The organism is Desertihabitans brevis (genome assembly GCF_003327535.1).
In the GTDB taxonomy this organism is placed as follows: Bacteria; Actinomycetota; Actinomycetes; order Propionibacteriales; family Propionibacteriaceae; genus Desertihabitans; species Desertihabitans brevis.
The window spans coordinates 224,351-250,181 of sequence record NZ_QOUI01000004.1 but is presented as its reverse complement, the minus strand read 5'-3'; the positions used below and the strand labels follow the sequence as shown (position 1 = coordinate 250,181).

Sequence of the window (25,831 nt, the reverse complement as noted above, 5' to 3'; positions counted from 1 at the left end):
CGGCCGGACGCCCCGGCCGGGAGGACACGCTAGGGCGGCCGCCGTGTCAGCGCACCCAGACGACGTCACCGACCGGACGCTCGCCGGCCGCGTCGGAGGGGCTGCTCACCAGGTCACCGCCGACCACCATGGCGGTCGACCCGCCACCGTCGAGGTTGAGCGCCGACTCCATCCCCAGCGCCTGGGCCACCGCGGCCGTCTCCGGGATCGAGAGCCCCAGCTCGTCGGGCTGACGGCCGTCCACGGTCACCAGCAGGGTCCGGCCCTCGGCGTCCACGCCGGCGAAGGTGCGCGGGTTGCGCTGCAGCACCCAGCCGTAGGCGAAGGACGGGTCGTCCGCGCGCCACATGCCGTCGGCCCGCTGGGTGATGTGCGGCTCGCCGCGGCGCAGCAGCTCCGGTCCGCCGTTGACCACCGACACCCCGTCCCGGGTGAGCGTCCGCCGGCCGGTGGAGAGGTCGGTGGTGACCCGCAACCGGTCGCCGACACGCACCCCGGCGAGCTCGGCCACCCGGTCGCCGGTGGCCTGCACCGAGCGCTGCCCGTCGGCCAGCACCACCCCGCGATCGGCGTGCACGGCCCGCACCCGGCCGGCGGCGTCGAGCACGACCTCCGCGCCGGGCCCGGTCGGGGTGGAGGCGCCGAAGTCGGTGGTGAAGGCGACCAGCTCGGCGTCGTCGGTGCAGGTGGCGTCGTGGCGCGGGCCCTCGAAGGGGACGTCGTCCAGCCCGCCGCAGTTGCGGATCAACCCGGGCACCCGGTTCAGCCCGTCCAGCGCCGACGTCGGAGGACGGGTCCCGCGGTCGCGGCGCTGCACGATGACCTCACCGCGCCACGTCGGGCGCACCACCGCGGCTCCGTCGGCGTCCGACGGCAGCACCAGCACCGGGCGCCGTCCGACCGGCTCCGACAGCACGGTGCCGTCGACCACGGTGGCGCCGGCCGGATCGCCCGGGGCGCCGGCGGCCGGGTCGAGGACGAAGAACCCGCCGTTGACCGCGGCCAGCGCGTCCGCCTCGGCAGCCAGCTGCGACACCGTCTCACGCCGCTCCAGGTCGGGGCCGGTGCCGAGCCCGAGCTCGCCGGTGAAGTCGTCGGGGTCGATGGTCAGCACGTTGACCGTCCAGCGGCCGGGGTCCTCGCTGCCGCCGTCCCAGCCGCGGTACCAGGAGCGGGCGCTGAAGCCGGACGTCCGCAGCCCGTCCACCGCGGCGTCGGCGGCGCCCTGGTCGGCGAAGGGCGTGGTCAGCCGCACCCGGTAGCCGATGACCGCGGCCGGCAGGTCGGCCACCGCCGGCTGCTGCACGGCCTCGGCCTGCGCGTCCACCCCCGCGGCGGCGAGCCGCTCGACCAGCGCGTCGGCGGCGGCACGGTCCTGCACCGCGCGGGCCGGGGCGTCGGGGTCGGGGCTGGTCTCCCCGGCGGGGATGGACAGCTCGACCACCCACGGCGTCGCCGGGTCGGGCGCGCCGCGGACGATCGTGGTGTGGGTGAGGCCCGGCGCGAGCTGCTCGACGGTGGCGCTCTGCGTCGTCCCGGCCGGCCCGAGCGGCAGGTCGGCCACCACCGGCTCGGCGACGGCCACCCCGGGCGGCACGCTGAGGCAGGCCACCGCGGCGGCGAGGACGGCGACGGGCAGGGCGGTGCGGGTGGGTCGGCGCATGTCCCCTGAGTCTGGCCGCCGCCGACGGGCGCTGACCAGACCCGTCACCGGAAACAGCCGGTGAACCCGTGCCCGACCCCTGGACCGGGGCGCGCCGGAGGCCTAGCGTCGGAGGACGCGCACCCTCTGGAGGACGAGATGACCCGAGCCCGACCCGTCCGGACCCGCTGGTGGACGCTGCTGGTGGCCCTCGGCCTCACCGCCGCCACCCTGGTCGCCGCCCCCGACGCCGAGGCGCGCACCCGCCCGGTGCGCCAGCCCGTCGCGGTCGGCAGCGGCGGCGCGGTCGCCACCGTCGACCCCGAGGCCAGCGCGATCGGGCTGGACGTGCTGGCCCGCGGCGGCAACGCGGTCGACGCCGCCGTCGCCTCCGCCGCCGCCCTCGGCGTCACCGAGCCCTACTCCGCCGGCATCGGCGGCGGCGGGTTCTTCGTCTTCTACGAGGCCGCCACCGGCGAGGTGCACACCCTGGACGGCCGCGAGACCGCCCCGGCGGCGATGCGCGTGGACTCCTTCGCCCCCGGCGGCAGCGCGCTGCCGTTCGCCGAGGCCGTCACCAGCGGGCTCTCGGTGGGTGTGCCCGGGACGCCGGCCACCTGGGAGGAGGCACTGGAGCGCTGGGGCACCATCACCATGAACCGGGCGCTGGCCGGCAGCATCCAGCTGGCCCGCCGCGGGTTCGAGGTGGACGAGACCTTCCGCAGCCAGACCGAGTCCAACGCCGACCGGTTCGCCGACTTCCCCGCCACCCGCGAGCTGTTCCTGCCCGACGGCGAGGCGCCGGCGGTCGGCACCCGGTTCCGCAACCCCGACCTGGCCGACACCTACCGGCTGATCGCCCGCGAGGGCGCCGACGCCATCACCACCGGCCCGGTCGCCGAGGACATCGTCGAGACCGTGCAGCAGCCGCCGGTCGACCCGGCTGCCGACCGCGTCGTCCGGCCCGGGCTGATGACCACCGCCGACCTGGCCGCCTACGAGGTGGTGGAGCGCGAGCCCACCGTGAGCGACTACCGCGGGCTGGAGGTGTACGGCATGGGCCCGCCGTCCAGCGGCGGCACCACCGTCGGTGAGGCGCTCAACGTGCTCGAGCGGTTCGACCTGTCGGCGATGGACCGCACCCAGGCGCTGCACCACTACCTGGAGGCGAGCGCGATCGCCTTCGCCGACCGCAACCGCTACGTCGGCGACCCGGCCTCGGTGGACGTCCCGGTCGAGGAGCTGCTGTCGGACGGTTTCGCTGCCGAGCGCGCCTGCCTGGTCGAGCCGGACGCGGTGCTGCCGCGGCCCGTCGCGCCGGGCAGCCCGGACGGCAGCTACACCGGCTGCCCCGACGGCGGGATCCCGGGCGGCGAGTCGCCCGAGGGCCCGTCGACCACCCACCTCACCACCGCCGACCGCTGGGGCAACGTCGTCTCCTACACGCTGACCATCGAGTCCACCGGCGGCAGCGGCATCGTGGTCCCCGGGCGCGGGTTCCTGCTCAACAACGAGCTGACCGACTTCAGCTTCACCGACACCCAGGGTGGGGACGACCCGAACCTGCCGGGGCCGGGCAAGCGTCCGCGCAGCTCGATGTCGCCGACGATCGTGCTCCGCGACGGCGAGCCGTGGCTGGCGCTGGGCTCCCCGGGTGGCGCGACGATCATCACCACCGTGCTGCAGACCCTGGTGAACCGGGTCGACCTCGGCCAGGACCTGCCGACCGCGCTGGCCGCACCCCGGGCCAGCCAGCGCAACGGCACCACCCAGGCCGAGCCCGGTTTCGAGACCGCCGAGCTGCAGGCGCTCGGCCACACCTTCACCCCCACCGCCGAGCTGGGTGCGGCGGCCGCGGTGGAGCTGCTCGGCGACGGCCGGTTCCAGGCGGTGGCCGAGCCGACCCGGCGCGGCGGGGGCAGTGCGCGGGTGGTCGAGGAGGACTAGCGCGGCGGTCAGCCGAGGATGAACTTCTCCACCAGGTCGCGGGCGAAGGAGTCGTCGTACTGGGTGGGCGGGCTCTTCATCAGGTACGCGCTGACGCTGTCGATCGGGCCGCCGACGTGGCGGTCGAGGGCGATCTTGGCCGCGCGGATGGCGTCGATGGCGACCCCGGCGGAGTTCGGGGAGTCCCACACCTCGAGCTTGTACTCGAGGTTGATCGGGGCGTCGCCGAACCCGCGGCCCTCCAGCCGGACGAAGGCGTACTTGCGGTCGGCGAGGAACGGCACGTAGTCGCTGGGCCCGATGTGGACGTCCGAGCCGGCCATCTCGTGCGGCACCTGGGAGGTGACGGCCTGGGTCTTGGACTTCTTCTTCGACTCCAGCCGGGAGCGCTCCAGCATGTTCTGGAAGTCCATGTTCCCGCCGACGTTGAGCTGGTAGGTGCGGTCGAGCTCGACGCCGCGGTCGGCGAACAGCCGGGCCAGCACGCGGTGGGTGATGGTGGCGCCGACCTGGCTCTTGATGTCGTCGCCGACGATCGGCACCTTGGCCGCGGTGAAGCGGGCGGCCCACGCCGGGTCGGAGGCGATGAACACCGGCAGGCAGTTGACGAAGCCGACCCCGGCCTCCAGGGCGCACTCGGCGTAGAAGCGGTCGGCCTCCTCCGAACCCACCGGCAGGTAGGAGACGAGGACGTCCACCTCGGCGTCCTGCAGCGCCCGCACCACGTCGACCGGGGAGCGGTCGGACTCGGTGACCACCTGGCGGTAGTACTCCCCCAGCCCGTCGAGGGTGGGTCCGCGCTGCACGGTGACCCCGGTCGGCGGGACGTCGCAGATCGTGTGCGTGTTGTTCTGCCCGGCCTCGATCGCCTCGGCCACGTCCAGGCCCACCTTGTCGGCGTCGACGTCGAAGGCGGCGACGACCTGCAGGTCGCCGACGTGGTACTCGCCGAACCGCACGTGCATCAGACCGGGCACCTGCTCGCCGTCGGGGGTGTCCCGGTAGTAGTGGATCCCCTGCACCAGCGAGGCGGCGCAGTTGCCGACGCCCACGATGCCCACACGCACTGTCGTCATGCGCGTCACTCTAGATGGGCCGCGCCGGCGATCCCGGGTGCGACCGCGCCGCTCCGTCCTGCGCGGCCGCGCGGATCTGGCGCGGTGAGGCACCCAGCACCGAGCGGCACAGCTTGTTGAGGGTCTGCAGGTCCGGGACGCCGACCGAGCTGGCCACCGCGCCGATCGAGATCGTGCTGCGCTCCAGCAGGTGGCGGGCGACCTCGGCCCGACGCCGCCGCAGGTAGCCGACCACGGTGGTGCCGGCCCGCTGCCGGAACAGCCGGGTCAGCTGGCTGTGCGAGACCCCGACCGCGGCCGCCACCTCCGGCACCGTCACCGGTTCGGACAGCCGGGACTCGATCCAGCTCATCGCCGCGGCGACGTGGTCGGGAGCCCGCGGACCGCCGGGGGCCGGCGCCTCCGACATCCGCAGCAGCACCATCCAGACGTCCGCGCGGGTCCGCTCGGGACGGACGGTGGCGTGCCGGACCGCCGACGTCAGCAGCCCGGTCAGCTCCGGCAGCGCCGTGCCGGCCGACGTCCGCAGCGGCAGCCGGGTGCCGGGCCCGCCCGCGGGCGTCCGGAAGTGGACGTAGAGGTGGCGCGAGGGTCCGCGGTAGCGCATCACCGACTGCGCACCGGGCGGGATGACGGTGAGGGTGCCCGGGGAGACCTCGAGGTCGACGCCGTCCACGGCCAGCTCGGCGGAGTAGTCGTAGAGGTGCAGCTGCCACAGGTCGGGCAGGCGGTAGCGGTCGACCTGCTGGTGCACCCCGTGCACGGCGCGGTTGGCCGTCACCACCTCCGGCGGCGCATCCAGGCTCATCAGCACCTCGTCGACCACGTGCTCATTTTCGACCACCGGAGGCCGGGTGCGCACCACGACGGGCCCAGAACCCGGCTCCTAGCGTCGGAGGAGCCGGCGGCGAGGCCGGCCGCACCGAGGAGGAACCATGACAGCCAGCCCCAGCACAGGCCGGGTCGACCGCAAGCACCTGATGACGTCGGTCGAGATGGCCCACTTCGTCTCCCACGGCAGCTTCCGGCTCGACGGCGTGGTGCCGGAGTCGATGAACGAGCGGGCGATCGACGTCCTGGACACCGGGATCGAGCCCCACCCCTACGGCACCCCGGTCGAGGACGCCTACCCCCAGGGCGGCTTCGTCCGCGAGCTGCTCGACCTGCCGGCGGTGGCCGGCGCCCTGCAGAGCCTGGTCGGGCCGCGTCCTGCGGTCGACCACCACGCCGTGCACGTGCGCCCCCCGCACGGCGGCAACGCCCAGGACATGCACGGCGACGCGGTGCTCGACACCCGCACCGACGCGTTCGACGTCCAGCTCATGTACTACCCGCGGGAGGTGACGCTGGAGCAGGGCGGCACCCTCAGCGTCCCGGGCACCCACCTGCGGCGGATCAACGAGGGCGCGATCGGGCGCTACCAGAACCTGCGCGGGCAGACCCGGCTCACCTGCCCGGCCGGCACCGTGGTCTTCCTGCACCACGGCATCTGGCACGGCGGGCGGCGCAACGACTCCGGCCAGCCCCGCTACATGTTCAAGATCCGCTTCAACCCGACGGTGCGCCAGCTGCGGCTGTGGAACACCGACGACATCGACGACCCGCAGGTGCGCGCCACGCTGGCGACCCGGTTCGAGTGGGCCAACGGCAGCCAGGGCCGGCTGGAGCTGATCAACCGGGCCAAGCTGTGGCGGGTGCTCACCGGCGACCACGACTTCGACCTGGACTACTACCTCACCCGCGAGCGGATCCGCCCGACCACCCTCGCGCCCGGCGCCACCGACCCGCGGCTCGGAGCCGGCGGCGCCGGTGACGGCTGGGGCGCGTGACCAGCGCACCGACCGTCCACCGAACAGCACCCAGCCGAGGAGAAAAATGACCACCACCATCGAGACCGCCTTCGACGCCCCCCTGGCCGAACCGCACCTGCGCCAGCAGCTGCTCGTGCTCTACCTCAGCTCCTCCGCGCTGAGCTCCACCGTGGTCGGCTGGACGCGCTACGACGGCACCGGCGCCTCCTCCCCGACCATGGGCGACAGCGACGAGGCGCCCTACGACACCGGGGTCGAGGCCCTGGTCGACGGCTGGCGGTTGCTGCAGATGTCGCAGCTCCAGCCGCACCCGCGCGGTGAGGAGTACGACACGGGCTACCTGCCGTTCGAGTTCCTCTTCGAGCGGATCGTCTCCATCTCCTGACCCGGCCCCCGGCGGCCGGACGTTGCTGCCCGGCCGCCGGACGGACGGTCCCTGCCCTCCCGCCAGGACCACCGCGAGTGTGGCCGTCCCGTCGCTCCCGCTGGGTCTGGAGCGACGGGACGGCCACACTCGCGCGCGTTGACTGGGGCCGTGCGCGCCGGGCGGGTGCTGGTCGGGGACGTCCGGGCGTGGCAGCCTGCGGCTGTGGCAACCCGTCCGTACACCTGGGAGCAGCTGCGCCGGCTGACCCTGGGGCGGCAGTTCGGGCGGCTCCGTGGTCGCGGGGCGGCACAGGTGGCCGCCACCCTCCACGGCGCCGGGCCGGTGCAGGCCCAGACGGCGCGCTCGGTCTTCCTCGGGGTGGCGGCCCGGCTGCCCGGGGTGGGGCACGCCGCGATCACCGACGCCTACGAGCAGCTCGCGGTCGTCCGCGGGAGCACCCTGCGCGGCACCGTGCACGCCGCCACCCCGCAGCAGCACGTGCTGCTCGACCGGGCGACCCGGGTGGGCCTGCGTCCGATGTGGGAGCGCATCCTGCGGCTGCAGCGGGTGGCCCTGGAGGACGTCTGGGCCGACCTGGAGGAGTTCGCGGAGACGTCCTGGCGGACCCCGGCTGAGCTGCGGATGCGGCTGCGGACCTTCCTCACCGAGCGCGGCGAGACCACCGGGGACCTGGTCGACGGGCCCGGCCGCTACCTCGCGGTGAGCCACGGCGCCCTCATCCGGCGTCCGCTGCGTGGCGGCTGGGAGGGCCAGGGGGCACCGGGCTACCGGACGGCCCGCTCCGCCCTGGCCGAGCACCGGCCCGACCTCGACGACGAGCTGCACCGGCTGCGCGCGCGGCCGGAGCCCGAGGCGCTGGCGGAGCTGGTCCTGCTGCACCTGCGCTGCCACGGCCCTGCCACCAGCGAGGACGTCGCCTGGTGGTCCGGGCTGCACTCCCGCACCGTGGCCGCCGCCGTCGAGCACCTCGGCGACCGGGTCGCCGCACGTCCGGGTCCGGCGGGGCTCACCTTCCTCGACGTGGGAGACGGGACGCCGCGGGGCCGTGACGACGTCGGCACCCGGCTGCTCCCGGAGTTCGACGCGCTGCTGTGCGGCTACCAGCCCCGCACCCGCACCCGCTTCGTCACCGCCGACCAGCACGCGGTGCTGTGGAACCAGGCGAACGGCCTGCTGCGGGCGCCGCTGCTCCACGAGGGCCGGATCGCGGGGCACTGGCGCGCCGACGGCACCGGCCGACGCCGCCGCTTCTCGGTGACCGTCTTCCCCGAGGCACCGTCGCCCACCACCGACGAGCTCGAGACCGCCGTCCGGGACGCCGCCACCGCCATGGGGTGGACCCCCACCGACGTCGAGCTCACCCGGGCCACCTGAGCGTCTGCCCCTGTGGCCGGGGCGGTCGCACGCGCCCACACCCGCGGACGACCCGGGTTCGGCTGACCGATGACCAATCGTCACCTGCTGGCCGTCCGGGTGTCGGTTCCCGGCCGGAGGCTGGGGTGGTCCAGACCGGTCAGCCCGAGGAGATCCGATGCGTTCCCGTGCCCTGCTGGTGGCCGCCGCGATGGCGGTGGTCACCGTCCCCACCATCGCCTTCGCCCAACCCTCCCCCCAGGAGGACGCCGACGGCCGCTTCACCATCGCCGTGGTGCCCGACACCCAGTACCTGTTCGACTACGAGGCGGGGGTCACCCGCTCCGATCCCGAGCCCGTGGAGGACGCCTTCGAGTGGATCGTGGAGAACCGCGAGGAGCGCGACATCGTCTTCACCGCGGGCCTCGGTGACATCACCGAGCACGCCACCACCGAGGAGATGGCCGGCGCTGACGAGGTCTACCGGATCCTCGACGAGGCCGAGATGCCCTACAGCACCCTGGCCGGCAACCACGACGCCAGCGGCACCGACGCCGACCGCCCCGCCTCGACGCCGTACCTGGAGTACTTCAGCCCCGACCGGGTGGCCGACCTCGGCACGCTGCGTGACAGCGACCCGACCGGCTACAACACCGCCCACGTCTTCACCGGCGGCGGCCGGGAGTGGCTGCTGCTGGCCCTGGACTGGCGGATGTCCGACGCCTCCTTCGACTGGGCCCAGGGCGTCATCGACGCCCACCCCGAGCTGCCGGTGATCCTCACCTCCCACGAGCTGGTCCACGACGACCCCGAGGGCCAGGGCATCGCCACCTTCTCCAGCTACGGCCAGCAGCTGTGGGACCGGCTGATCGACGACAACGACCAGGTGTTCCTCGCCATGGGCGGGCACTTCTGGCCCACGGCGCGCGGGCAGCGGGACAACGCCGCGGGCAACCCGGTGGAGCTCAATCTCGTCAACTACCAGGAGCAGTACTACGGTGGCGCCGGCATGATCCGGCTCTACACCTTCGACCTCACCGCCAACATGATCGACGTCGAGTCCTTCTCCCCGTGGGCCGAGGATGCGGCCGCCGAGGGCAACCCGCTGGCTGCCGACGTGGCCCGTCCGACGCGTCCGGTCGACCGCGCGGTGGACCAGTTCTCGATCGAGCTGGACTTCGCCGAGCGCTTCGCAGGCTTCGCCCCCGAGGCCGGACGGCGCGAGGCCGAGCCGGTGCAGGCGTCCCTGCCCGAGGGCACGGTCGCGTACTGGCGCCTGGGTGAGCTCGGCAACCGCCGCGGCCAGGACGGCCGTCCGGTACCGGCCGGCTCCCCCGGCTTCGAGGACCTCTCCGGCAACGGCAACGACCTGCAGCTGCAGCGTCTGGACGGCGCCGCCCGCGACTCGCTCGTCTACCGCGACGACAGCGACCCGCAGCAGCCCGGTGCGGGCAGCCTGGAGTTCACCACCAACGCCGGCTCGTACCTGCGCACCGTCGCCGGTGCCCCGCTGGAGACCGAGGAGTTCACCGACGGCTACACCATCGAGGCCTTCATGCGGCTGCCGGAGAACTGCTGCGGCGGTGACCGGCAGTGGATGGGCATCGTCTCGCGGTTGTCCACCGGTGCCGACCACGGCAAGACCGGCGGCTGGAACGTCAACGCCCCGATCGCCACGCTGAGCGTCTCGCCCAGCCGTCAGCTGCAGTGGGAGATGTACCCCACCAACCAGCCGGGCACCCTGACCAACTGGGGCCACGAGATGGAGGACGAGGTCTGGCGGCACGTGGCCGTGGTCAACGACGGCGAGACCACCACCGTCTACATCGACGGCGCGCAGATCGCCCGCAACCCGAGCGCGGAGAGCATCGGCGTCGACGGCGCTCCCAGCCCCTGGCTGGTCGGTGCCAGCTCCTTCGACAACACCGTGGAGAAGAGCTTCGCCGGACGCCTCGGCGACGTCCGCATCGCCGACCGCGCCCTCGACCGTGAGGACTGGCTGCTCGAGCAGGGCTGACACCCCCGACGGACTGTGGCGGGGCACCTCTCGAGCCGGGTGCCCCGCCACGCTCGTCTGCGCCGCACGTGACCGCCGAGCGCTCACCACTCGCCCTGAACCTGTCGAAGCGCCGCCCCGAGCCTGCCGGAAGGGGGCGAGGGCCCCGCACCCGGATGCGCGAACAGATCGCCCTGCGCGACCGCACCTGTGTGTTCCCCTGGTGCTCAAGACCCGCCCACCCCTACCCGCTGCCCCGGCGCGACGACACTCCCGGGGCGGAGGCGGAGGAGCGCTGGTCGGCTGAGGACGACCACATCGTCCCCTGGGACGCCGGCGGGCCGACCAGCAGCGACACCCTGGCCCCGTTGTGCCGGGCCCACCACCGGTTGGGGACCGTCACCGGCTGGCGCCACACCCGCACCGGGCCCGGCTGCTACGACTGGACCAGCCCGCACGGCTACCGCTCCCGCCGCCACCCCGACGGCGGCACCGGCCTCACCGCCGGGGTCCGTCCCGGGGTGTGGCCCGGCTCCTCAGCCCGCGGCCGATCCGAGGGACACGCCGACGGCACAACGCGGCCCGGGCCCAACGGTGCCGATCCAGGGCATGCCAGCAGGTCAGCACCGGCAGCTCCCACCAGGTCCTTACGGCAGCGCGGCCGACCACCGCAACCGGCGCCATCGCTCGACCGACCACCCCTCCGGCTGGGGCCGTCGAGCCCGACGAGTCGCCACCCTTCTGACCTGTCGGCGAGCCGCTGCCGCCGCCCGTGGGTCGGCCAGACCCGACGACCACCCGCGTTCCGGTTCCCCACCATCCGCACTCGCCCGTCCCTGCTCGACCGACCAGCCCGTCGACGGCCACGGCCGACGGGCCGGTCGGCATCCTGCGTCACACGCGAGGTGCGGCTGCGGCCCTGACTCCGACGCGGATCGGCGCGGCGCGCACTGCAGCGAGGTCTGGCCTCCGCTCGCGATGCTGCCTCCCCGGCGACCCCGGCTGCAGCGGGCGGTTACGCTCCCAGACGCGGGGTAACTGCCCGCAGGCATCGCCGAGCCACGTCGTCGGAGCAGAGGGGGCCAGCCGTCATCGCATCCACCCCGACCGGGCCGGTCAACGTGGTGTCGATCGCCACGGCCGTGCCACCGACGTCCCTGCCCCAGGACGAGGTGCGTGACCTGTTCGCCGGCCAACCGGGTCTGGGTCGGCTGGGCCGCCGGCTGGTCGGAACGGTCTTCGACGCCTCCGCGATCGACCGCCGCCACACGGTCATCGACGAGCTCGACGGCGAACCCCGGGATGCCTCGATCTTCGTCGACGCCGCCACCCGGACCGTCCTCAGGCCGTCCACCGGCACCCGGAACGCCGTCTACACCCGCGCGGTGCGGCCCTTGCTGACGGACGCGGCCGAGCAGGCGATCGCGGACGCCCCCGGGCTCGACCGCGGCGACGTCAGCCACGTCATCACCGTCTCCTGCACCGGATTCTTCGCTCCCGGCCCCGACCACCTGCTGGTCCGCGATCTCGGCCTCGCCCCTTCCACCCGCCGGCTGCACATCGGGTTCATGGGCTGCTACGGGGCCTTCCCCGCGCTCCGCGCCGCGGTGTCGACCTGCCTGGCCGAGCCGGACGCCGTCGTCCTCGTGGTCTGTGTCGAGCTGTGCACCCTGCACCTGCGCTCCTCCGACGACCCCGACACCATCGTCGCCTCCTCCGTCTTCGCCGACGGTGCCGCCGCCGCGGTGGTGACGGCCCGTCCTGCCCCGGCTGGTGCCGCCGTGCTGGAGGTGCTCGCCCTGGAGACGGTGCTCACCGACGAGGGCGAGGCCGACATGGCCTGGACCATCGGTGACGTCGGCTTCGAGATGGTCCTCTCCAGCTACGTCCCGCGCATCCTCGAGGCCGGGATCGCCACCGCGCTCCGCCCGCTGGCCGACCGTCTCCCCGCCCTCGGTGCCGATGGCTGGCCGCAGGTCGGGCAGTTCGCCGTCCACCCCGGCGGACGGGCCATCCTCGACCGGGTGCAGCACGCCCTCGACCTCTCCGACGAGCAGCTGGCACCGTCGCGCGCGGTGCTGCGCGGCTTCGGCAACATGTCCAGCGCCACCGTCCTGTTCATCCTCGCCCGCATCCTGCACGGCGCCGACGCGGCCCCGGCGGGCCCGGAGCTGGTGGCGGCGATGGCGTTCGGCCCCGGGCTGACCGTGGAGTCCGCCCTCCTCCGACGGGTCACCTCGTGACGCCTCCCGGCCTCGCGCACCGCGATCCCGACCTGCGCGAGCTGATGGACGACCCCGACTGCGACCGCGACCGGCTGGAACGCACCTACCGGCAGTTCCGCGCGGTCAACCGCCTGGTCTCCGGCTGGCGACGCCTCTACCGGACGCGGCTCCGCCCCCGCCTCGACCCCGACCGGCCCACCACCCTGCTCGACATCGGCTTCGGCGGCGGCGACATCGCCCGCGCCCTCGCCGGCTGGGCGGCCCGCGACGGGCTCTCCCTCGACATCACCGCCATCGACCCCGACGAGCGCGCTCTCCGCTTCGCCCGCCGCTCCCCCGCCGCCGGCGTCAGCTTCCAGCAGGCCTCCAGCGCCGATCTGGTCGCCCGCGGCGACCGCTACGACGTCGTCGTCTCCAACCACCTGCTGCACCACCTCGACCCGGCCCAGCTGACCGCCCTGCTCGAGGACAGCCTCGCGCTCACCGACGGCCTCGTCCTGCACAACGACCTCGCCCGCGCCCGTCCGGGGTACCTGTTCTGGGACGTCGCGACACGACCCCTCGCCCGACGCTCCTTCCTGCACGAGGACGGGCTGCTCTCGATCAGGCGCAGCTACCGGCGCGCCGAGCTGGAGGCGGTGGTGCCGACCGGGTGGCGGGTGGAGACGATGGTCCCGCAGCGTCTGCTGCTCACCGCGGAGAGGAGCACCCGATGAGCGAGGCCCGTCCCGGCCGGACCACCCGCACCCTGGTCACCGCGGCGGCCGCCGGCTACACCGCCAACGTCGCCTTCGGGACCGCCGTCGCCACCGGCCTGGTCGACAACCGGCGCATCCGCTGGGTGCACCACGCCCTCTTCATCGCCACCTCCACCCTGACCGGGCTCGCCCTGGCCGCCAGCGCGGTGCAGCGCCGACCGGCCGGGCTGGCCCTGCTGCCGGCGGTCGTCCCGCTCGCCGCGCTCCCCTACGCCGGCGGACGTCTCCGCCGCCACGCTGGCCTGGCCGGCTCGGCCGCACCGGCGTTCCTGTCCGCCCTCGTCCTGGTCTGGAGCCGCTGATGGAGTTCCTCGACGTCGTCCGCCGCCGCAAGACGACCAACGGTCCGTTCCTGCCCGACCCGGTGTCGGAGGAGCACCAGCGGCTGCTGATGGAGGTCGCCGGCCGCGCACCGTCCCAGCTCAACAGCCAGCCGTGGCGCTTCGTCCTCGTGGAGGAGCGCGCCACCATCGAGGAGATCGCCCGGATCAGCGGCGAGAGCATGACCGAGGCGATGTCCAACGGCACCTTCTTCGAGCGCTACAAGCCCTACTTCCGCTTCAGCGCGGCCGAGATGGAGCGCCGCCGCGACGGGATGCTGTTCGACAGGCTGCCCGCACCGCTGCGTCCCTTCACCTCCCAGGTGTTCACCCCGCGCGGGCAGAAGCTGATGAACGCCATGCGGGTGCCGCAGACCCTCGGCGAGGAGAACCGCAAGCTCGTCGCCGGCTCGCCGCTGCTGCTCGGCGTCATGCTCGACCGCTCGGAGTACCGCCCCGGTGAGCTCTCCTCCTTCTACTCCGTGTTCAGCATGGGCGCGGCGATGGAGAACGTCTGGCTGACCACCGTCGAGATCGGCATGGGCATCCAGTTCGTCTCCTTCCCGATGGAGGTGCCCGGACGCTGGGAGGAGATCGTCGGCCTGCTGCAGGTGCCGGACGAGCTGGAGCTGATGGCCGTCTACCGCCTCGGCTACCTGCCCTCCGAGCAGCGCCGGCCGCCGATCGACTGGACCAGCAGCCAGCGCCGGCTCCCCTCCCAGTACGTCTTCCGCGGCACCTGCGCCACCCCGCAGCAGGGCTGGGACGACACCCCGACGGGCTGACCGGACGTCCCTCTCGACGCGGCGCTCCGCGTCGGGCACCGTGGTGCTGGGTGCGTCGTCACGCACCCGTCGTCCCAGCGGGGAGAAGCGACCATGGGAACCGTCCGTCTGCTCGGCGCCGTCACCGGTGCCGCCCTCACCCTCCTGCTCGCCGTGGCGCCGCCCGCCACCGGCCGACCACCCACCCGGGTCGTCAACACCGTCGACGAGCTGTCCTGCGCCTTCGCCACCACCAGCGGTGAGGGGCTCTTCATCCAGGCCGGCGCCGGCTCGGCCTCCGGCGAGTCCGGGTCCGGCTTCTTCCTCGAGGACGCCGACGGGATGGTCGTCCTCGCCGGCGAGGGTGGCACCGCGCGGTTCGGTCCCGAGTTCACGGCCGAGATCGAGGCGGTCCGGCCCGGCGCGGAGCAGCCGGTGGGGACTGTCACCCTGACCGCCCGGCTCACCGAGGGCACCCCGGTGGTCGAGCAGGTCGACGAGCGGGACGGCAACATCCGCACCACCGGCACGGTGACCACCACCGAGTACGCGTTCAGCGACGTGGTCGTCGAGATCCCCGGCTACGAGGTCGTGGTCGACGAGCTCTCCTGCGACGGCTCACGGATCAGCTTCGACCTCGTCAGCACCAACCCGTCGGCGCACGTGGTCCGCAGCCGTGACTTCGGCTCCGACATCTGCACCGTCGCCGGCACGGCCGACACCCAGGTGCGGCTCAGCGGGGAGGACCGCTCCGCGCCCTACGCCGAGGTCGTCGTCGACGACGGCGTCAACCCGCTGAAGGCCTCGGGCGAGATCCGCATGCGCGGGCTGCAGGGCACCCTCGTCGCCCCGCTGACCGAGATCTTCACCGGTGAGACCGTGGCCACGCTCACCCTCCGGCTGCGGCTGGTCCCCGACGGTCCGCCCACCACCACGGTGGAGCGCGACGGCCGGGCCCTCTTCACCCGCACCGAGACCCCGTACCTGGCCGAGCTGGGCCTGACCACCACCGACGGACGCCGCGGGGAGGTCCGCTGCCCGGCGTCCGAGGTGCTCGAGGGCTCGATCAGCCCGCGCCGCTGACCCGTCCGCGCGAAGGGCTCAGAGGAACTCGCCGCGGCGCCGCACCTCGTAGCGGCGCTCGGCGTAGACCAGGTCGTCGACCCACAGCCTCGCCGCGGTCCGGCGCATGGCCGGACGGATCAGCGCGCCCACCCGCTGCGCCACCGCGAACCCGGGACGCCCGGAGTGCGCCACCGTCGCCTCGGTCACCATCGTGCGGGGACGCCCGTCCGCGCCGACCCCGAGCGGCGTCGCGTGGGTCTCCACCACCGAACCGGTGCCCTCGCCGTCGATGATCGTCATGACGATGGTGCGCCGGTCCGGGCAGGTGAAGGTGGCCCGCACCGGGACGCCGTAGCGCCGGCTCAGCCGGAAGGTCACGTCGACCACCAGCCGCTCGTCGGTGCTGGCCGCCTCGTCCACCTCCAGGTGGCTGAACGCGTAGGGGTGGAACCAGCTGCCGTGCCACGGGTCCAGCCGGTTCGCCACCACGTCCCGCGGCTCGCACACCCCCGGCATCGCCACCACCGCGGCGATCGAGCGCTCCAGCGGCGGACGCGGCGTGATCGTCGGCGCGTCGGTGAAGGTCTCGCCCTCGGTGGGGCGCCGCACCCACAGCAGCACGCCGTCGTCCAGCGCCGGGTACGTGCGCCAGCGGCCCCAGCCGGGACGCCCCAGCGCCAGTCCGTGCCAACGGCAGTACACCTCCCCGCCTCTCACCTCGCAGTCCTCCAGCAGCGCGCCGAGGTGCGGGCAGGAGCCCGGGCCGGCCAGCAGCGAGCCGTCGGTGTCGCGCCACAGCACGACCTCCTCGCCGGCGACGTGGCGGATGGTCGAGCGGTCCGGGCCGAGGTCGGTGCTCGCCCCCACCACGTACCAGCCGCCGGCCTCGGCCGCCTCGGCCAGCGCCAGCGCTCTGCGGATCCGGCCCGGGCGGGCGTCCCGCCACGACGGCAGCAGCCGGTCCCGTGGCGGCACCGGACGGACCGCGACCGGGATCCGGGAGCGCACCTCGTCGAGCAGGCTCACTCGGGCCCCGGCGGCGTCCCGCCCTCCGACAGGCTCAGGGCGCTGTGGTGACGTCATGCGGTCTCCTCCCACACGGTGCGGATCAGGGGGTGCTCTCGGCCAGGGCGGCGGCGCGGGTCATCCGCTGCGGGCGCAGGACCGAGGTGGCGGTCACCCACAGCTTCTCCGGGCGGGGCACCCGGATCCGGGAGCTGAAGACGTCGTAGTCGGCCTCCTCGATCCGCAGCAGGATCCGCGAGTAGAGCACCCGCGCGGTGGCCACGCAGCGGGCCGAGCTCGGCGGCAGCATCGCCACCCCGCGGTCGGCCTCGGCGTACAGCTCGCGGTTGCGGTCGATCTCGTGGGCCAGCGCGGCCCGCCACTGCGGGGTCACCCGCCGCAGCCACGGGTCGGCGCCGTAGCGGCGCAGGTCGGCCTGCGGCAGGTAGACCCGGCCACGGTCGAGGTCCTCCCCGACGTCGCGGATGAAGTTGGTCAGCTGGAAGGCGAACCCGAGGGCCCGCGCCGGACCCCTGGCGGCCGGGTCCACCGGGTCGAGCACCGGCAGCATCATCTCCCCGATCACCGCCGCCGAGCCCTCCATGTAGCCGAGCAGGTCGTCGAAGGTCTCGTAGCTGGTGGTGGTGAGGTCCATCGCCATCGCGGCGAAGAACCGCTCGAAGCACTCCCGCTCGATCCCGGCCGCCACCACCGCCTCGGCGATCGCGGCCAGCACCGGCTCCGAGACCGGACGGCCGTCGCGGGTGGTGGCCACCGCGTCGAAGAACCGGCGCCCGAACGCCTCCAGCTCGCGCCCGGTCGCCTCGGCCTGCGCGGGCGTGGTGGCGTCGGGGGCGTCGACGATGTCGTCGGCCAGCCGGCACAGCGCGTACACCGCGTACACCTGGCGCCGTCGGGCCGGTGGCAGCAGCTGGGCACCCCACCAGTAGGTGGTGCCGTGGCGCCAGGTCAGCCGCGCGCACTCGCGGTAGCCCTGGGCCAGCCGGTCGGCGCTCACCGGTCGCCGTCCAGCCAGTCGGCGACGCGCTCGGCGGCCAGCTTGCCGCTGACCAGCACCATCGGCACACCCACCCCGGGCACCGTGCCGGAGCCGGCGAAGAACACCCCGGGACGCCGCCGCTCCACGTTGGGCGGGCGGAACGGCCCGGTCTGGGCGAAGGTGTGGGCGAGCGCGAACGGGGTGCCCTGCTCCATCCCCAGGTGCTCCCAGGTGCGCGGGGTGTACAGCTCCTCGCACACCACGTCGGTCGGGTAGCCCTCGGCGTCGAGGAAGCCCAGCAGCCGCTCGCGCATCGGCCCGGCCTCCTCGTCCCAGTCGATGCCGCTGCGGTTGTTCGGCACCGGCTCGAGCACGTACAGCGTGGAGCAGCCCTCCGGCGCCAGGGACGGGTCGGTGGCCGAGGGCACGGTGACCAGGCGGGACGGGTCGGGCATCAGCTCGTGCCGCTTGATGAGCGCGTCGAAGGCCTCGTCCCACTGCGACCCGAAGTGGATGTTGTGGTGGGCCCGGCCGGCCGGCGCCTCGCCGCGGACGCCGACGTGCCAGACCACCGCCGACGGCGAGTACACCCCGCGCCGCACCCCCCGCGGTGGCGTCAGCTCGGGGAAGAAGGCGCGGTAGGCCACCGGCAGGTCGGGGGTGAGGACGACCGCGTCGGCGCGCAGCACCTCCCCGTCGACCAGCCGGACCGCGGCCACCTTGCCGCCGCGGCCCTGGATCTGGTCCACCTCCAGCCCGTAGCGGAAGGTCACCCCGGCGCGGGCGGCGGCCTCGGCCAGCGCGGTCGGCACCGCGTGCATGCCGCCGGCGGGGGCGTACACGCCGGCGATGCTGTCCATGTAGGTGATGACGGCGTACAGCGCGAGCGCCGAGGACGGCGGCAGCCCGGCGTACATCGCCTGGAAGCTGAACAACCGCCGCAGCCGGTCGTCGTCGAAGAAGCGCCGCACGGCCGGACCGAGCCGACCGAACCCGCCGAGGGCCAGCAGCCGCGCCGCCGGCACCGGACGGCTGAGCAGGTCGAGCGGGGAGTCGAAGTTGCGGTCGATGAAGTGGGCCATCTCGATCTCGTAGAGCTCGCGCAGCCACTCGACGAAGTCGTCGAACCGTTCGGCCTCGCGCGCCCCGCTGACCGCGGCGACCTCCGCCCGCATGGCCTCCGCCCCGTTGCGGACGCGGATCCGCGAGCCGTCGGCGAACTGGGCCAGGTAGGCCGGGTCGAGCCGCTGCAGGGTGAGCAGGTCGTCCAGCCGGCTGCCGGCGGCGGCGACCGTGTCCTCGAGCAGGTCGACCATGGTCATCACCGTGGCACCGGTGTCGAAGGAGAACCCATCGCGCTCGATCCGCCCGGTCCGTCCACCCGGCTGGTGGCCGCGCTCGACCACGGTCACCTCGTAGCCGGCACCGGCCAGCCGGCAGGCGGTGGCCAGACCGGCCAGGCCGGCACCGACCACCACGACGGGGTGAGGCATGCGGTTCCTCCTCGCTTCGCTGGACGTCGCTGGGGCTGCGGGGCCGACGCGGACGCCGCCATCCAACCAGCCCGCCCCGAACGGCTCCGGTGCGGTCGGCGCCGGCGCACGGGACGCCGGCGGCCGGTCCGGCGGGGGTCAGTCGCCGCGGAAGCCCGCCTCGACCATGGCCGGCACCGCGAGCACCGCCCACGGGCTGAACACCACCGGGGCGGCCCGCACGGCGGTGACCACGTCGTCCCAGCCGACCCAGGCCCACTCGGCCACCTCGTCCGGGTCGGGGCAGGGCTCGCCGTCGATCCGGCCCACCCAGACGGGGCACAGCTCGTTCTCCACCAGCCCGCTGGCGTCGGTGGCGCGGTAGCGGAAGTCGGGAAGCACGCAGCGCAGACCGCGCACGCGCACCCCGAGCTCCTCACCGAGCCGCCGCTCGATGGCGACGGTCTCCTCCTCACGGGGCTGGGGGTGACCGCAGCAGCTGTTCGTCCACACCCCGGGCCAGGTGGCCTTCGTCAGCGCCCGCCGGGTCAGCAGCGTCCGGCCCGCACCGTCGAGGAGGTGCAGGGAGAAGGCGCGGTGCAGCGGGGTGTCGCGGGTGTGCACCGAGCGCCGCGGCGCCGTACCGATGGCCTGGCCACCGGCGTCCAGCAGCACGACGTCGTCCATCGGATTCCTCTTCTCCTCGGTGTCGCGACAGCGTCTCACGCCCGTCTGGGCGGCCGGGGCGTCCCCGGGCGACCGGGGCCGGATGCGGGAGGGCTCGCCCTGACCCGGATCAGCCGACATACTGACCCGGTGCACGTCGACGCCACCGACCGGAGTCCTGCCACGAGCAGGGTCGGTGGCGGCGTCGTCTCGTGGCCTCTCGTGCTGTTCGTGGTGGTGGCGGCGGTGCACCTGGTCCAGCTCCTGCTCGATCTGCCGACGAGCGGCATCACCCACGCCCTGCTGGTGCCGCCGCTGATCGCCCACCTGCTGCTGCGCACCCGGGGCCGCCACACCCCGCTGGTGCGGTGGTCGGCGGTGGCGCTGGGCTTCGGCTGGCTCGGCGACGCCGTCCCCGTCCTGCTGCCGGCCCCGGCCCAGCTGGCCAGCTCGATCGTGCTGCACGCGCTGGGCCACCTCGGCTGGATCGTGGCGTTCCTGCCCACCTGGCGGCGCAGCATCGCCAGCGAGCGCCCACCGTTGCTGGTGCCGTACGCCATCGGCGTGGTCGGGCTGATCGGGGTCTGCCTGCCCGGCTCCGGTCGGCTGTGGCCGTTGGTGGTGCTGTACGGGGTGCTGCTGGTGACCATGCCGGTGCTGGCCACCGGGATCGGGATCCGGGCGACCTGGGGTGGGGTGGGATACGTCCTCGCCTCCGGCCTGATCGCCTGGCGGGCGTTCCTCCCCGGCTTCCAGCTGCCCGCCGACGACGCGATCATCGTCGCGCTGTACCTGGTCGCCCTGGTGCTGCTGGTGAGTGGTGTGGTGCACCGTGTCGAGCGCCCGTCCCGGGAGGTCGAGCCCACCGGGTGAGGCGGGCCCGCCCGGCGTCGCGCCGGACGGGCCACCAGGGTCGGGCTCGGCTCACTTCAGGGCGTCCTTGGCCTTGCCGATCAGGCCCTTGGTCTCCTGCAGCGGGTTGGTGCCGTAGAGGCGCGGGTCGCCGGGGGCCAGCTCGGGCTCCTGGCCGTGGGCCTGCACCACCGCGGAGCGGAAGTCGCCGCGGCCGTCGGGGGCCGGGCCGGACGCCCAGCGACCGTCGGTGGCCTGCGCACCGTCGCTGGCCTGGATGAAGGTCCGGTCGAACTCCTCGAACTCCTCACCCAGCGGGAACGCCTCGGGCACCGGGATGTCGTCCAGGCCGTCGGCCTTGAGCTCCTCGATCGCCGACAGCCACTGCATCTGGTGCATGTGGTCGCGGGTGACGAGGAAGCGGATGAGGTCCTTGACCCCCTGGTCGTCGGTCATGTGGAACAGCCGCGCGACCTGCAGGCGGCCCTGCATCTCCGCGGTGACGTTGAGGTGGAAGTCGGCCATCAGGTTGCCGCTGGCGGTGACGAAGGCGCCGCTCCACGGCACGCCGTTGCTGTCGTGGGGGTAGGCGCCGCCCCCGTTGACGATGGTGTGCTGGGGGTTCTGCGCGCCGTACTCGCTGGCCTGGGTGGCGCCGGTGGTGTCGTCGGCGGCCATCGCACCGGGCTTGTCGAGCAGCTGGTCGATCATCGTGGTGATCATCTCGACGTGGCTGAGCTCCTCGGTGCCGATCGCCATCAGCATGTCCTTGTACTTGCCGGGCAGACGGCAGTTCCAGCCCTGGTACAGGTACTGCAGGGCGACGGTCATCTCGCCCCACTTGCCACCGAGCACCTCCTGGAACCGACGGGCGAACGCGGGGTCCGGGGCGTCCGGCTTGGCAGTGAACTGCAGGGCCTTCTGGTGGGTGAACATGGGAGACCTTCCGTTGGGGTCCGTCCGGCGTCGCGGGCTCGCGCGCCGGTCAGCGGTTGGACTTCGGAGGTACCCACCTCCGGCGGAGGTCACACGCGACGCCCACCCGGTCCGCGCGAACTCCGAGACACCCGGTGGTCTGCCTCCCACGACGGCGCCGGACGTGGCAGGGTCGTGCCGGTACACAGCCGTACGCCCGCCGGCGGCGGCTCCTCATCAGGAAGGAACCACTGCAACCATGAAGATCGGCGTCATCGGCACCGGGCAGTTCGCCCGGAGCTTCATCAGCCTCTGGCAGCTGCACCCCGATGTCGAGGCGGTGTACGTGACGGACCTGATCCTGGAGCGGGCGGCCGAGCACGTCGAGCGGTACCAGATCGCCGGCAGCTTCGACAGCGCGGAGGAGATGCTGGCCTCCGACGTCGACGCCATCGTGGTGATGACGCAGCGCTGGACGCACGGCCAGTGGGTGCTCAAGGCGCTGGAGGCCGGCAAGCACGTCTACTCCGCGGTGCCGATGGCCTCCATCGGCTCCGAGATCGAGGCGATCGTCAAGAAGGTCGAGGAGACCGGCCTCATCTACATGATGGGCGAGACCAGCTACTACAACCCCGCCGTGGTCTGGGCGCGGGAGAAGGTGGCCGCGGGCGAGCTCGGCCGGGTCTTCTACTCCGAGGGCGACTACGTCCACGACATGGACAACGGCTTCTACAACGCCTACCGCTACTCCGGCGGGGAGAACTGGAAGAGCGAGGCGTCCTACCCGCCCATGCTCTACCCGACCCACGCCATCGGCGGCGTGCTGGGCGCGCTGCCCACCCACGCCACCAGCGTCTCCTGCATCGGCATCCCCGACGACCGCGGGGACGGGGTGTTCGACCCCGAGGTCTCGAAGTGGGGCAACACCTTCTCGAACATGTCGGCGCTGTTCGAGCTGGCCGACGGTGGCGTGATGCGGACCAACGAGTTCCGCCGGGTCGGCTACTGGAAGGGGCACGAGTCCCGGTTCCGCTTCTACGGCACCGAGTCGGTCATGGAGCAGACCGGCGACGGCGCCACCTGGAGCGTCAAGACCGAGGGCGAGGACTACGCCAAGGGCGCCACCCTCGACATCTCCGACCTCTTCTACACCCACACCACCCAGGTGCCCGAGGGCTTCGGCGACGTCGATCCGGCGCTGATGCAGTCCTTCGCCAGCGGGCTGGCCAAGGTGCACGACAGGTCGCGGCTGCCCAAGGAGTTCGAGGGCGCCCACAACGGCCACGAGGGCTCCCACCACTTCCTCGCCGACGACTTCGTCCGCGCGGTGACGACCAACACCCAGCCGCCGGTCAACGCCTGGGTCGCCGCCCGCTTCACGATGCCCGGTGTGGTGGCCTACGAGTCGGCCAAGCAGGGCGGCGTCCGGCTGCCGATCCCCGACCTCGGCGACGGGCCGGCCCCGGCCTGGTGAGCCCGGGCACGACCTGAGGACGCCGAGAGCCCGGACCCGCTGCGGGTCCGGGCTCTCGCTGCGTCAGCTCCCGGTCGGGCGCTCAGCGCGCGGTCTGCTGGACCGCCTCGAGGACGAGGTCGGCCACCGCTCCTGGCTGGGAGACGGTCACCGCGTGCGAGGCGTCGACCTCCACCGTGCGGGACTGGGCCCGCCCGGCCATGAACCGCATCGAGTCAGCGGGGATCGCGAGGTCCTGCAGGGTGACCAGGGCCCAGGACGGGATCTCGCGCCAGGCGGCCCTGGTCGCCGTGTCCTGCAGGGCGGCGGCGGCGATCGGGCGTTGCGTGACCGCCATCAGCGCCGCCACGTCCTCCGGCACGTCCGCCGCGAACACCGCACGGAACTCGTCCTGGCCGATGTAGAGGTCGTCCGCGGTGCCGCCACCGGTCGGGTAGGGCACGGGCCGCAGGGCCGGGCCGAGCCGGCCGCCGGGGAACTTGGCCGCCAGCTCGCCGGTGCCCTCGCCGACCTCCAGCTGGAAGCTGGCGACGTAGACGAGCGCGCGGACGTTCTCGGCGCCGGCGAGCGCCTCACCCATCACCGAGCCGCCGTAGGAGTGGCCGGCCACCACGACCGGCCCGTCGATCCCGTCGACGACACTGCGCAGGTACGCGGCGTCGTGCGCGAGACCGCGCAGCGGGTTGGCGACGGCGAGGACCGGCAGCTCCTCGGCGCGCAGCCGGGCCACCACGGCGTCCCAGCTCGACGACTCGGCGAAGGCACCGTGCACCAGCACCACCGTGGGCCGGCCCTCCACCGGCGCGAAGACATTCTGCGACATGACTCTCGTCCTTCCTGATTGGTATGTAGTACGCAATATATCGCGTATCGCACACAGCACCCGAGGTCGGCGGTTTGTTCCCGGAGTGGTTCCTGTGTCCAATATGTTGGATGCCGATCCCTCGCGAGGCCACGCCGGTCGACCGTTCCCTGCTCCGCGACGACGTCTACGTGCGGCTCCGCGACGCGATCGTCGACGGCACGTTCGCCCCGGGTGAGCAGCTGCGCGACGTCGAGCTCGCCGCCTGGCTCGGCGTCAGCCGGACCCCGGTCCGCGAGGCGCTGCTGCGGCTGGGCGCCAACGGGCTGGTGGTCACCTCCCCCGGTCGCTCGACCGTCGTCAGCCAGATCGACGAGAAGTCGCTGCGCGACGCCCGGGACGTCGTCGCCGCCATGCACGAGCTCGCCGTCCGTGAGGTCGCCGGCACGCTCGGCGCCGACGACATCGAGGCGATGCGGGCGGCCAACCGGCGGTTCGCCGACGCCATCGCGCGCGGCGACGTCGCGGCCGCCCTGCAGAGCGACGACCAGCTGCACGCCGTGCCGGTGCGGGCGCTGGGCAACGCCGCGGTGGAGCAGGTGCTCAGCCAGTTCGGTCCGGTGGTGCGGCGGGCGGAGCTGGCCCGGTTCGGCGTCGACGGGTTGGCCTCGGTCGAGCGCCACGAGCAGCTGATCGCCCTGTGCGAGTCCGGCGACGCCGCCGGCGCGGCCTCCGCCGAGCGGGACACCTGGCGCAGCCTCCCCACCACCATCCGCGACGACTGAGCGGTGCACCTCAGGTCGTCTTCACGGTGCCGCCGTCGACGGTGACCTCCTCCCCGAGGACCGAGCCGGCGGCGTCGGAGACGAGGAAGCCGACCACCTCCGCGATCTCCTCCACCGGCGCCAGCCGCCCGTCGGGGACGCCGCCCAGGGAGTCCAGGAGGAGCGTCATGCCCTCCTCCTCGCTGACGCCGCGGGGCGACCTGCACCAGGACGTCGAGCCCGCCGTCCTCGGTGACGGCGTCGGCGACCACCTCGGCGGCGTCCGGACGGGTCACGTCGGCCTGGACGACGCGGGCTGCGCGGGTCGAGCCGGGGGTGGAGCGGCCGACGGCCACCACCTCGGCGCCGGCGTCGGCCAGGCGGTCGACCACCGCGGCCCCGAGGCCGCGGGTGCCACCGACGACGACGGCGCGGCGGCCGGTCAGCGCGAGCGGGCGGGGGTAGCGGGACGGCGAAGAGATGTCAGACATGGCGCCAGCGTGGGGTCTCCCGCCGGGAGAGGGTCAAACCTCTGACGGGGAGGCGGTGGAGCGGATGACGGGAATCGAACCCGCATTCTCAGCTTGGGAAGCTGATGTTCTGCCATTGAACTACATCCGCGAGACGCCGCGGCGGGGACGGAGCCCCTGCGTCGCGGCGACACTCTAGCGCATCGCCTGCCTGGGTGGCGTCCCTGATGCGGCCCGGATCGGTGCCGCTCCCTGCTGACGACGACCACTCCTCGGCATAACGTGGGGCCGTGCAGAACTCCGTCCAGCCCGAGCGCGGCGAGTGGCCCCTGCTGTCGGCCCCGCCGCAGACCCCGGACGTCCGCGACCCCGACCCGGCCAGCCGCCCGGCCCCGCGTCCCGGGGCGCTGCGGGCCTCCGACAGCGACCGGGCCAAGGTCGCGGCCGTGCTGAGCACTGCCTACGCCGAGGGCCGGCTCACCCACGAGGAGCACGAGGAGCGCCTCGACGCCGCGATGCGGGCGCGCACCTTCGACGAGCTGATCCCGCTCACCGACGACCTGATCCCGCTCGACCGGCCGCTGCCGAGCACCTCGAGCCCGGCCGGCCCGACCGTCGACCGCACCTCCCCGTCGGCGTCCCCGGACCGGATGATGGCGATGTTCAGCGGTTTCGAGCGCAAGGGTGTCTGGCGGGTGCACCGGCAGAACCAGCTGCTGGTGATGTTCGGCGGCGGCGAGATCGACCTCACCGAGGCGACCCTGGAGGGCGACGAGATCGAGATCAACGGGCTGGTGATGTTCGGTGGTCTGGAGATCACGGTGCCCGAGGGGATGGCGGTGCGCAACGAGACGATGGCCGTCTTCGGCGGCAGCGAGGTCAAGGTGCCCGCCGCACCGCCCGGGGCGCCGACGCTGGTGCTGCGGGGGCTGGTGATGTTCGGCGGCATCGAGGTCAAGCTTCCGAAGGCGGTGCGCAAGAAGCTCAAGAAGGGCGGCCACACCGGCCACGGCTGCGGCCGCATCGACCGATAGCCACCGTCGGACCCCGCCACTAGGTTGGGACC

Annotated in this window: 24 protein-coding genes, 1 tRNA gene and 1 pseudogene; 14 read left to right on the top strand and 12 right to left on the bottom strand. The window is 73.7% G+C overall.

What is annotated here, in order from left to right; translation table 11 throughout:
* Positions 1-46 precede the first annotated feature (46 nt).
* Positions 47-1,663 carry a phosphodiester glycosidase family protein gene (locus DT076_RS08525; protein ID WP_114126217.1) on the bottom strand — a complete coding sequence of 539 codons (1,617 nt, stop codon included), beginning with the start codon at positions 1,661-1,663 and terminating at the stop codon, positions 47-49.
* A gap of 138 nt (positions 1,664-1,801) precedes the next feature.
* Here DT076_RS08525 and ggt point away from each other — a divergent pair, with 138 nt between their 5' ends.
* Complete coding sequence (gene ggt / locus DT076_RS08520; RefSeq protein WP_114126216.1) at positions 1,802-3,589, top strand: gamma-glutamyltransferase; 1,788 nt, start codon at positions 1,802-1,804, stop codon at positions 3,587-3,589.
* A gap of 8 nt (positions 3,590-3,597) precedes the next feature.
* On the opposite strand, the gene DT076_RS08515 is transcribed toward ggt, so the two are convergent.
* Both DT076_RS08515 and DT076_RS08510 read right to left on the bottom strand, forming a co-directional pair.
* Positions 3,598-4,665 (bottom strand): inositol-3-phosphate synthase, encoded by a 1,068-nt coding sequence (locus DT076_RS08515; RefSeq protein WP_114126215.1) that lies wholly within the window; start codon positions 4,663-4,665, stop codon positions 3,598-3,600.
* Positions 4,666-4,675: 10 nt separating this feature from the next.
* Positions 4,676-5,491, bottom strand: a complete 816-nt coding sequence (locus tag DT076_RS08510; protein ID WP_233493795.1) for a helix-turn-helix domain-containing protein — start codon at positions 5,489-5,491, stop codon at positions 4,676-4,678.
* Positions 5,492-5,600: 109 nt separating this feature from the next.
* Here DT076_RS08510 and DT076_RS08505 point away from each other — a divergent pair, with 109 nt between their 5' ends.
* From DT076_RS08505 to DT076_RS08465, 9 genes are all read left to right on the top strand, one after another.
* The gene (locus DT076_RS08505) at positions 5,601-6,494 is read left to right on the top strand and encodes a phytanoyl-CoA dioxygenase family protein (protein WP_199539055.1); all 894 of its coding nucleotides are present in this window, start codon (positions 5,601-5,603) and stop codon (positions 6,492-6,494) included.
* A gap of 46 nt (positions 6,495-6,540) precedes the next feature.
* Complete coding sequence (locus tag DT076_RS08500) at positions 6,541-6,861, top strand: hypothetical protein (RefSeq protein WP_114126214.1); 321 nt, start codon at positions 6,541-6,543, stop codon at positions 6,859-6,861.
* 204 nt (positions 6,862-7,065) lie between these two features.
* Positions 7,066-8,238 (top strand): DNA glycosylase AlkZ-like family protein, encoded by a 1,173-nt coding sequence (locus tag DT076_RS08495; protein WP_158548084.1) that lies wholly within the window; start codon positions 7,066-7,068, stop codon positions 8,236-8,238.
* 157 nt (positions 8,239-8,395) lie between these two features.
* The gene (locus tag DT076_RS08490) at positions 8,396-10,234 is read left to right on the top strand and encodes a LamG-like jellyroll fold domain-containing protein (RefSeq protein WP_233493794.1); all 1,839 of its coding nucleotides are present in this window, start codon (positions 8,396-8,398) and stop codon (positions 10,232-10,234) included.
* Between the two features lie 929 nt (positions 10,235-11,163).
* The gene (locus DT076_RS08485; RefSeq protein ID WP_325048364.1) at positions 11,164-12,456 is read left to right on the top strand and encodes a type III polyketide synthase; all 1,293 of its coding nucleotides are present in this window, start codon (positions 11,164-11,166) and stop codon (positions 12,454-12,456) included.
* Positions 12,453-13,154, top strand: a complete 702-nt coding sequence (locus tag DT076_RS08480; RefSeq protein WP_199539053.1) for a class I SAM-dependent methyltransferase — start codon at positions 12,453-12,455, stop codon at positions 13,152-13,154. Before DT076_RS08485 ends, DT076_RS08480 begins: the two co-directional genes overlap by 4 nt.
* Positions 13,151-13,498, top strand: a complete 348-nt coding sequence (locus DT076_RS08475) for a hypothetical protein (protein WP_114126211.1) — start codon at positions 13,151-13,153, stop codon at positions 13,496-13,498. The genes DT076_RS08480 and DT076_RS08475 overlap by 4 nt, the downstream gene beginning before the upstream one ends.
* Positions 13,498-14,301: a nitroreductase family protein gene (locus DT076_RS08470; protein WP_114126210.1), complete on the top strand. Its 804-nt coding sequence runs from the start codon at positions 13,498-13,500 to the stop codon at positions 14,299-14,301. Before DT076_RS08475 ends, DT076_RS08470 begins: the two co-directional genes overlap by 1 nt.
* Positions 14,302-14,394: 93 nt before the next feature.
* Positions 14,395-15,363, top strand: coding sequence for a hypothetical protein (locus DT076_RS08465; RefSeq protein WP_114126209.1), 969 nt, complete (start codon positions 14,395-14,397; stop codon positions 15,361-15,363).
* Positions 15,364-15,381: 18 nt separating this feature from the next.
* Here the strand turns inward: DT076_RS08465 and DT076_RS08460 are convergent, their stop codons facing one another.
* The 4 genes from DT076_RS08460 to idi form a co-directional block, all read right to left on the bottom strand.
* The gene (locus DT076_RS08460; RefSeq protein WP_114126208.1) at positions 15,382-16,428 is read right to left on the bottom strand and encodes a DUF5914 domain-containing protein; all 1,047 of its coding nucleotides are present in this window, start codon (positions 16,426-16,428) and stop codon (positions 15,382-15,384) included.
* A 25-nt stretch (positions 16,429-16,453) separates the two neighbouring features.
* Positions 16,454-17,368 (bottom strand): phytoene/squalene synthase family protein, encoded by a 915-nt coding sequence (locus DT076_RS08455; protein ID WP_114126207.1) that lies wholly within the window; start codon positions 17,366-17,368, stop codon positions 16,454-16,456.
* Entirely contained in the window at positions 17,365-18,843 is a 1,479-nt protein-coding gene (crtI, locus tag DT076_RS08450; protein ID WP_114126206.1) for a phytoene desaturase family protein, read from the bottom strand. The genes DT076_RS08455 and crtI overlap by 4 nt, the downstream gene beginning before the upstream one ends.
* A gap of 138 nt (positions 18,844-18,981) precedes the next feature.
* Positions 18,982-19,509, bottom strand: coding sequence for an isopentenyl-diphosphate Delta-isomerase (idi, locus tag DT076_RS08445; protein ID WP_114126321.1), 528 nt, complete (start codon positions 19,507-19,509; stop codon positions 18,982-18,984).
* A 201-nt stretch (positions 19,510-19,710) separates the two neighbouring features.
* Here idi and DT076_RS08440 point away from each other — a divergent pair, with 201 nt between their 5' ends.
* Positions 19,711-20,361, top strand: a complete 651-nt coding sequence (locus DT076_RS08440) for a lysoplasmalogenase family protein (RefSeq protein ID WP_158548083.1) — start codon at positions 19,711-19,713, stop codon at positions 20,359-20,361.
* Between the two features lie 51 nt (positions 20,362-20,412).
* Here the strand turns inward: DT076_RS08440 and DT076_RS08435 are convergent, their stop codons facing one another.
* Entirely contained in the window at positions 20,413-21,276 is an 864-nt protein-coding gene (locus DT076_RS08435; RefSeq protein WP_114126204.1) for a manganese catalase family protein, read from the bottom strand.
* Between the two features lie 238 nt (positions 21,277-21,514).
* Here DT076_RS08435 and DT076_RS08430 point away from each other — a divergent pair, with 238 nt between their 5' ends.
* Positions 21,515-22,729 carry a Gfo/Idh/MocA family protein gene (locus tag DT076_RS08430; RefSeq protein ID WP_114126203.1) on the top strand — a complete coding sequence of 405 codons (1,215 nt, stop codon included), beginning with the start codon at positions 21,515-21,517 and terminating at the stop codon, positions 22,727-22,729.
* 82 nt (positions 22,730-22,811) lie between these two features.
* Here DT076_RS08430 and DT076_RS08425 read toward each other — a convergent pair whose 3' ends face one another.
* The gene (locus tag DT076_RS08425; RefSeq protein WP_114126202.1) at positions 22,812-23,552 is read right to left on the bottom strand and encodes an alpha/beta fold hydrolase; all 741 of its coding nucleotides are present in this window, start codon (positions 23,550-23,552) and stop codon (positions 22,812-22,814) included.
* Positions 23,553-23,662: 110 nt separating this feature from the next.
* Here DT076_RS08425 and DT076_RS08420 point away from each other — a divergent pair, with 110 nt between their 5' ends.
* Entirely contained in the window at positions 23,663-24,316 is a 654-nt protein-coding gene (locus tag DT076_RS08420) for a GntR family transcriptional regulator (protein WP_114126201.1), read from the top strand.
* Positions 24,317-24,326: 10 nt separating this feature from the next.
* Here the strand turns inward: DT076_RS08420 and DT076_RS19625 are convergent, their stop codons facing one another.
* The 3 genes and pseudogenes from DT076_RS19625 to DT076_RS08410 all read right to left on the bottom strand — a co-directional run bounded on the left by DT076_RS19625 (position 24,327) and on the right by DT076_RS08410 (position 24,916).
* Positions 24,327-24,485, bottom strand: a complete 159-nt coding sequence (locus DT076_RS19625) for an SDR family oxidoreductase (protein WP_199539052.1) — start codon at positions 24,483-24,485, stop codon at positions 24,327-24,329.
* Positions 24,486-24,567: 82 nt separating this feature from the next.
* Positions 24,568-24,786, bottom strand: a pseudogene (locus tag DT076_RS20445) (SDR family NAD(P)-dependent oxidoreductase); the annotation flags it as partial.
* A 56-nt stretch (positions 24,787-24,842) separates the two neighbouring features.
* Positions 24,843-24,916 (bottom strand) — tRNA-Gly (locus tag DT076_RS08410).
* Between the two features lie 139 nt (positions 24,917-25,055).
* On the opposite strand from DT076_RS08410, the gene DT076_RS08405 reads away from it, so the two are divergent.
* Positions 25,056-25,799: a DUF1707 SHOCT-like domain-containing protein gene (locus tag DT076_RS08405; RefSeq protein ID WP_199539051.1), complete on the top strand. Its 744-nt coding sequence runs from the start codon at positions 25,056-25,058 to the stop codon at positions 25,797-25,799.
* Positions 25,800-25,831: the final 32 nt, after the last annotated feature.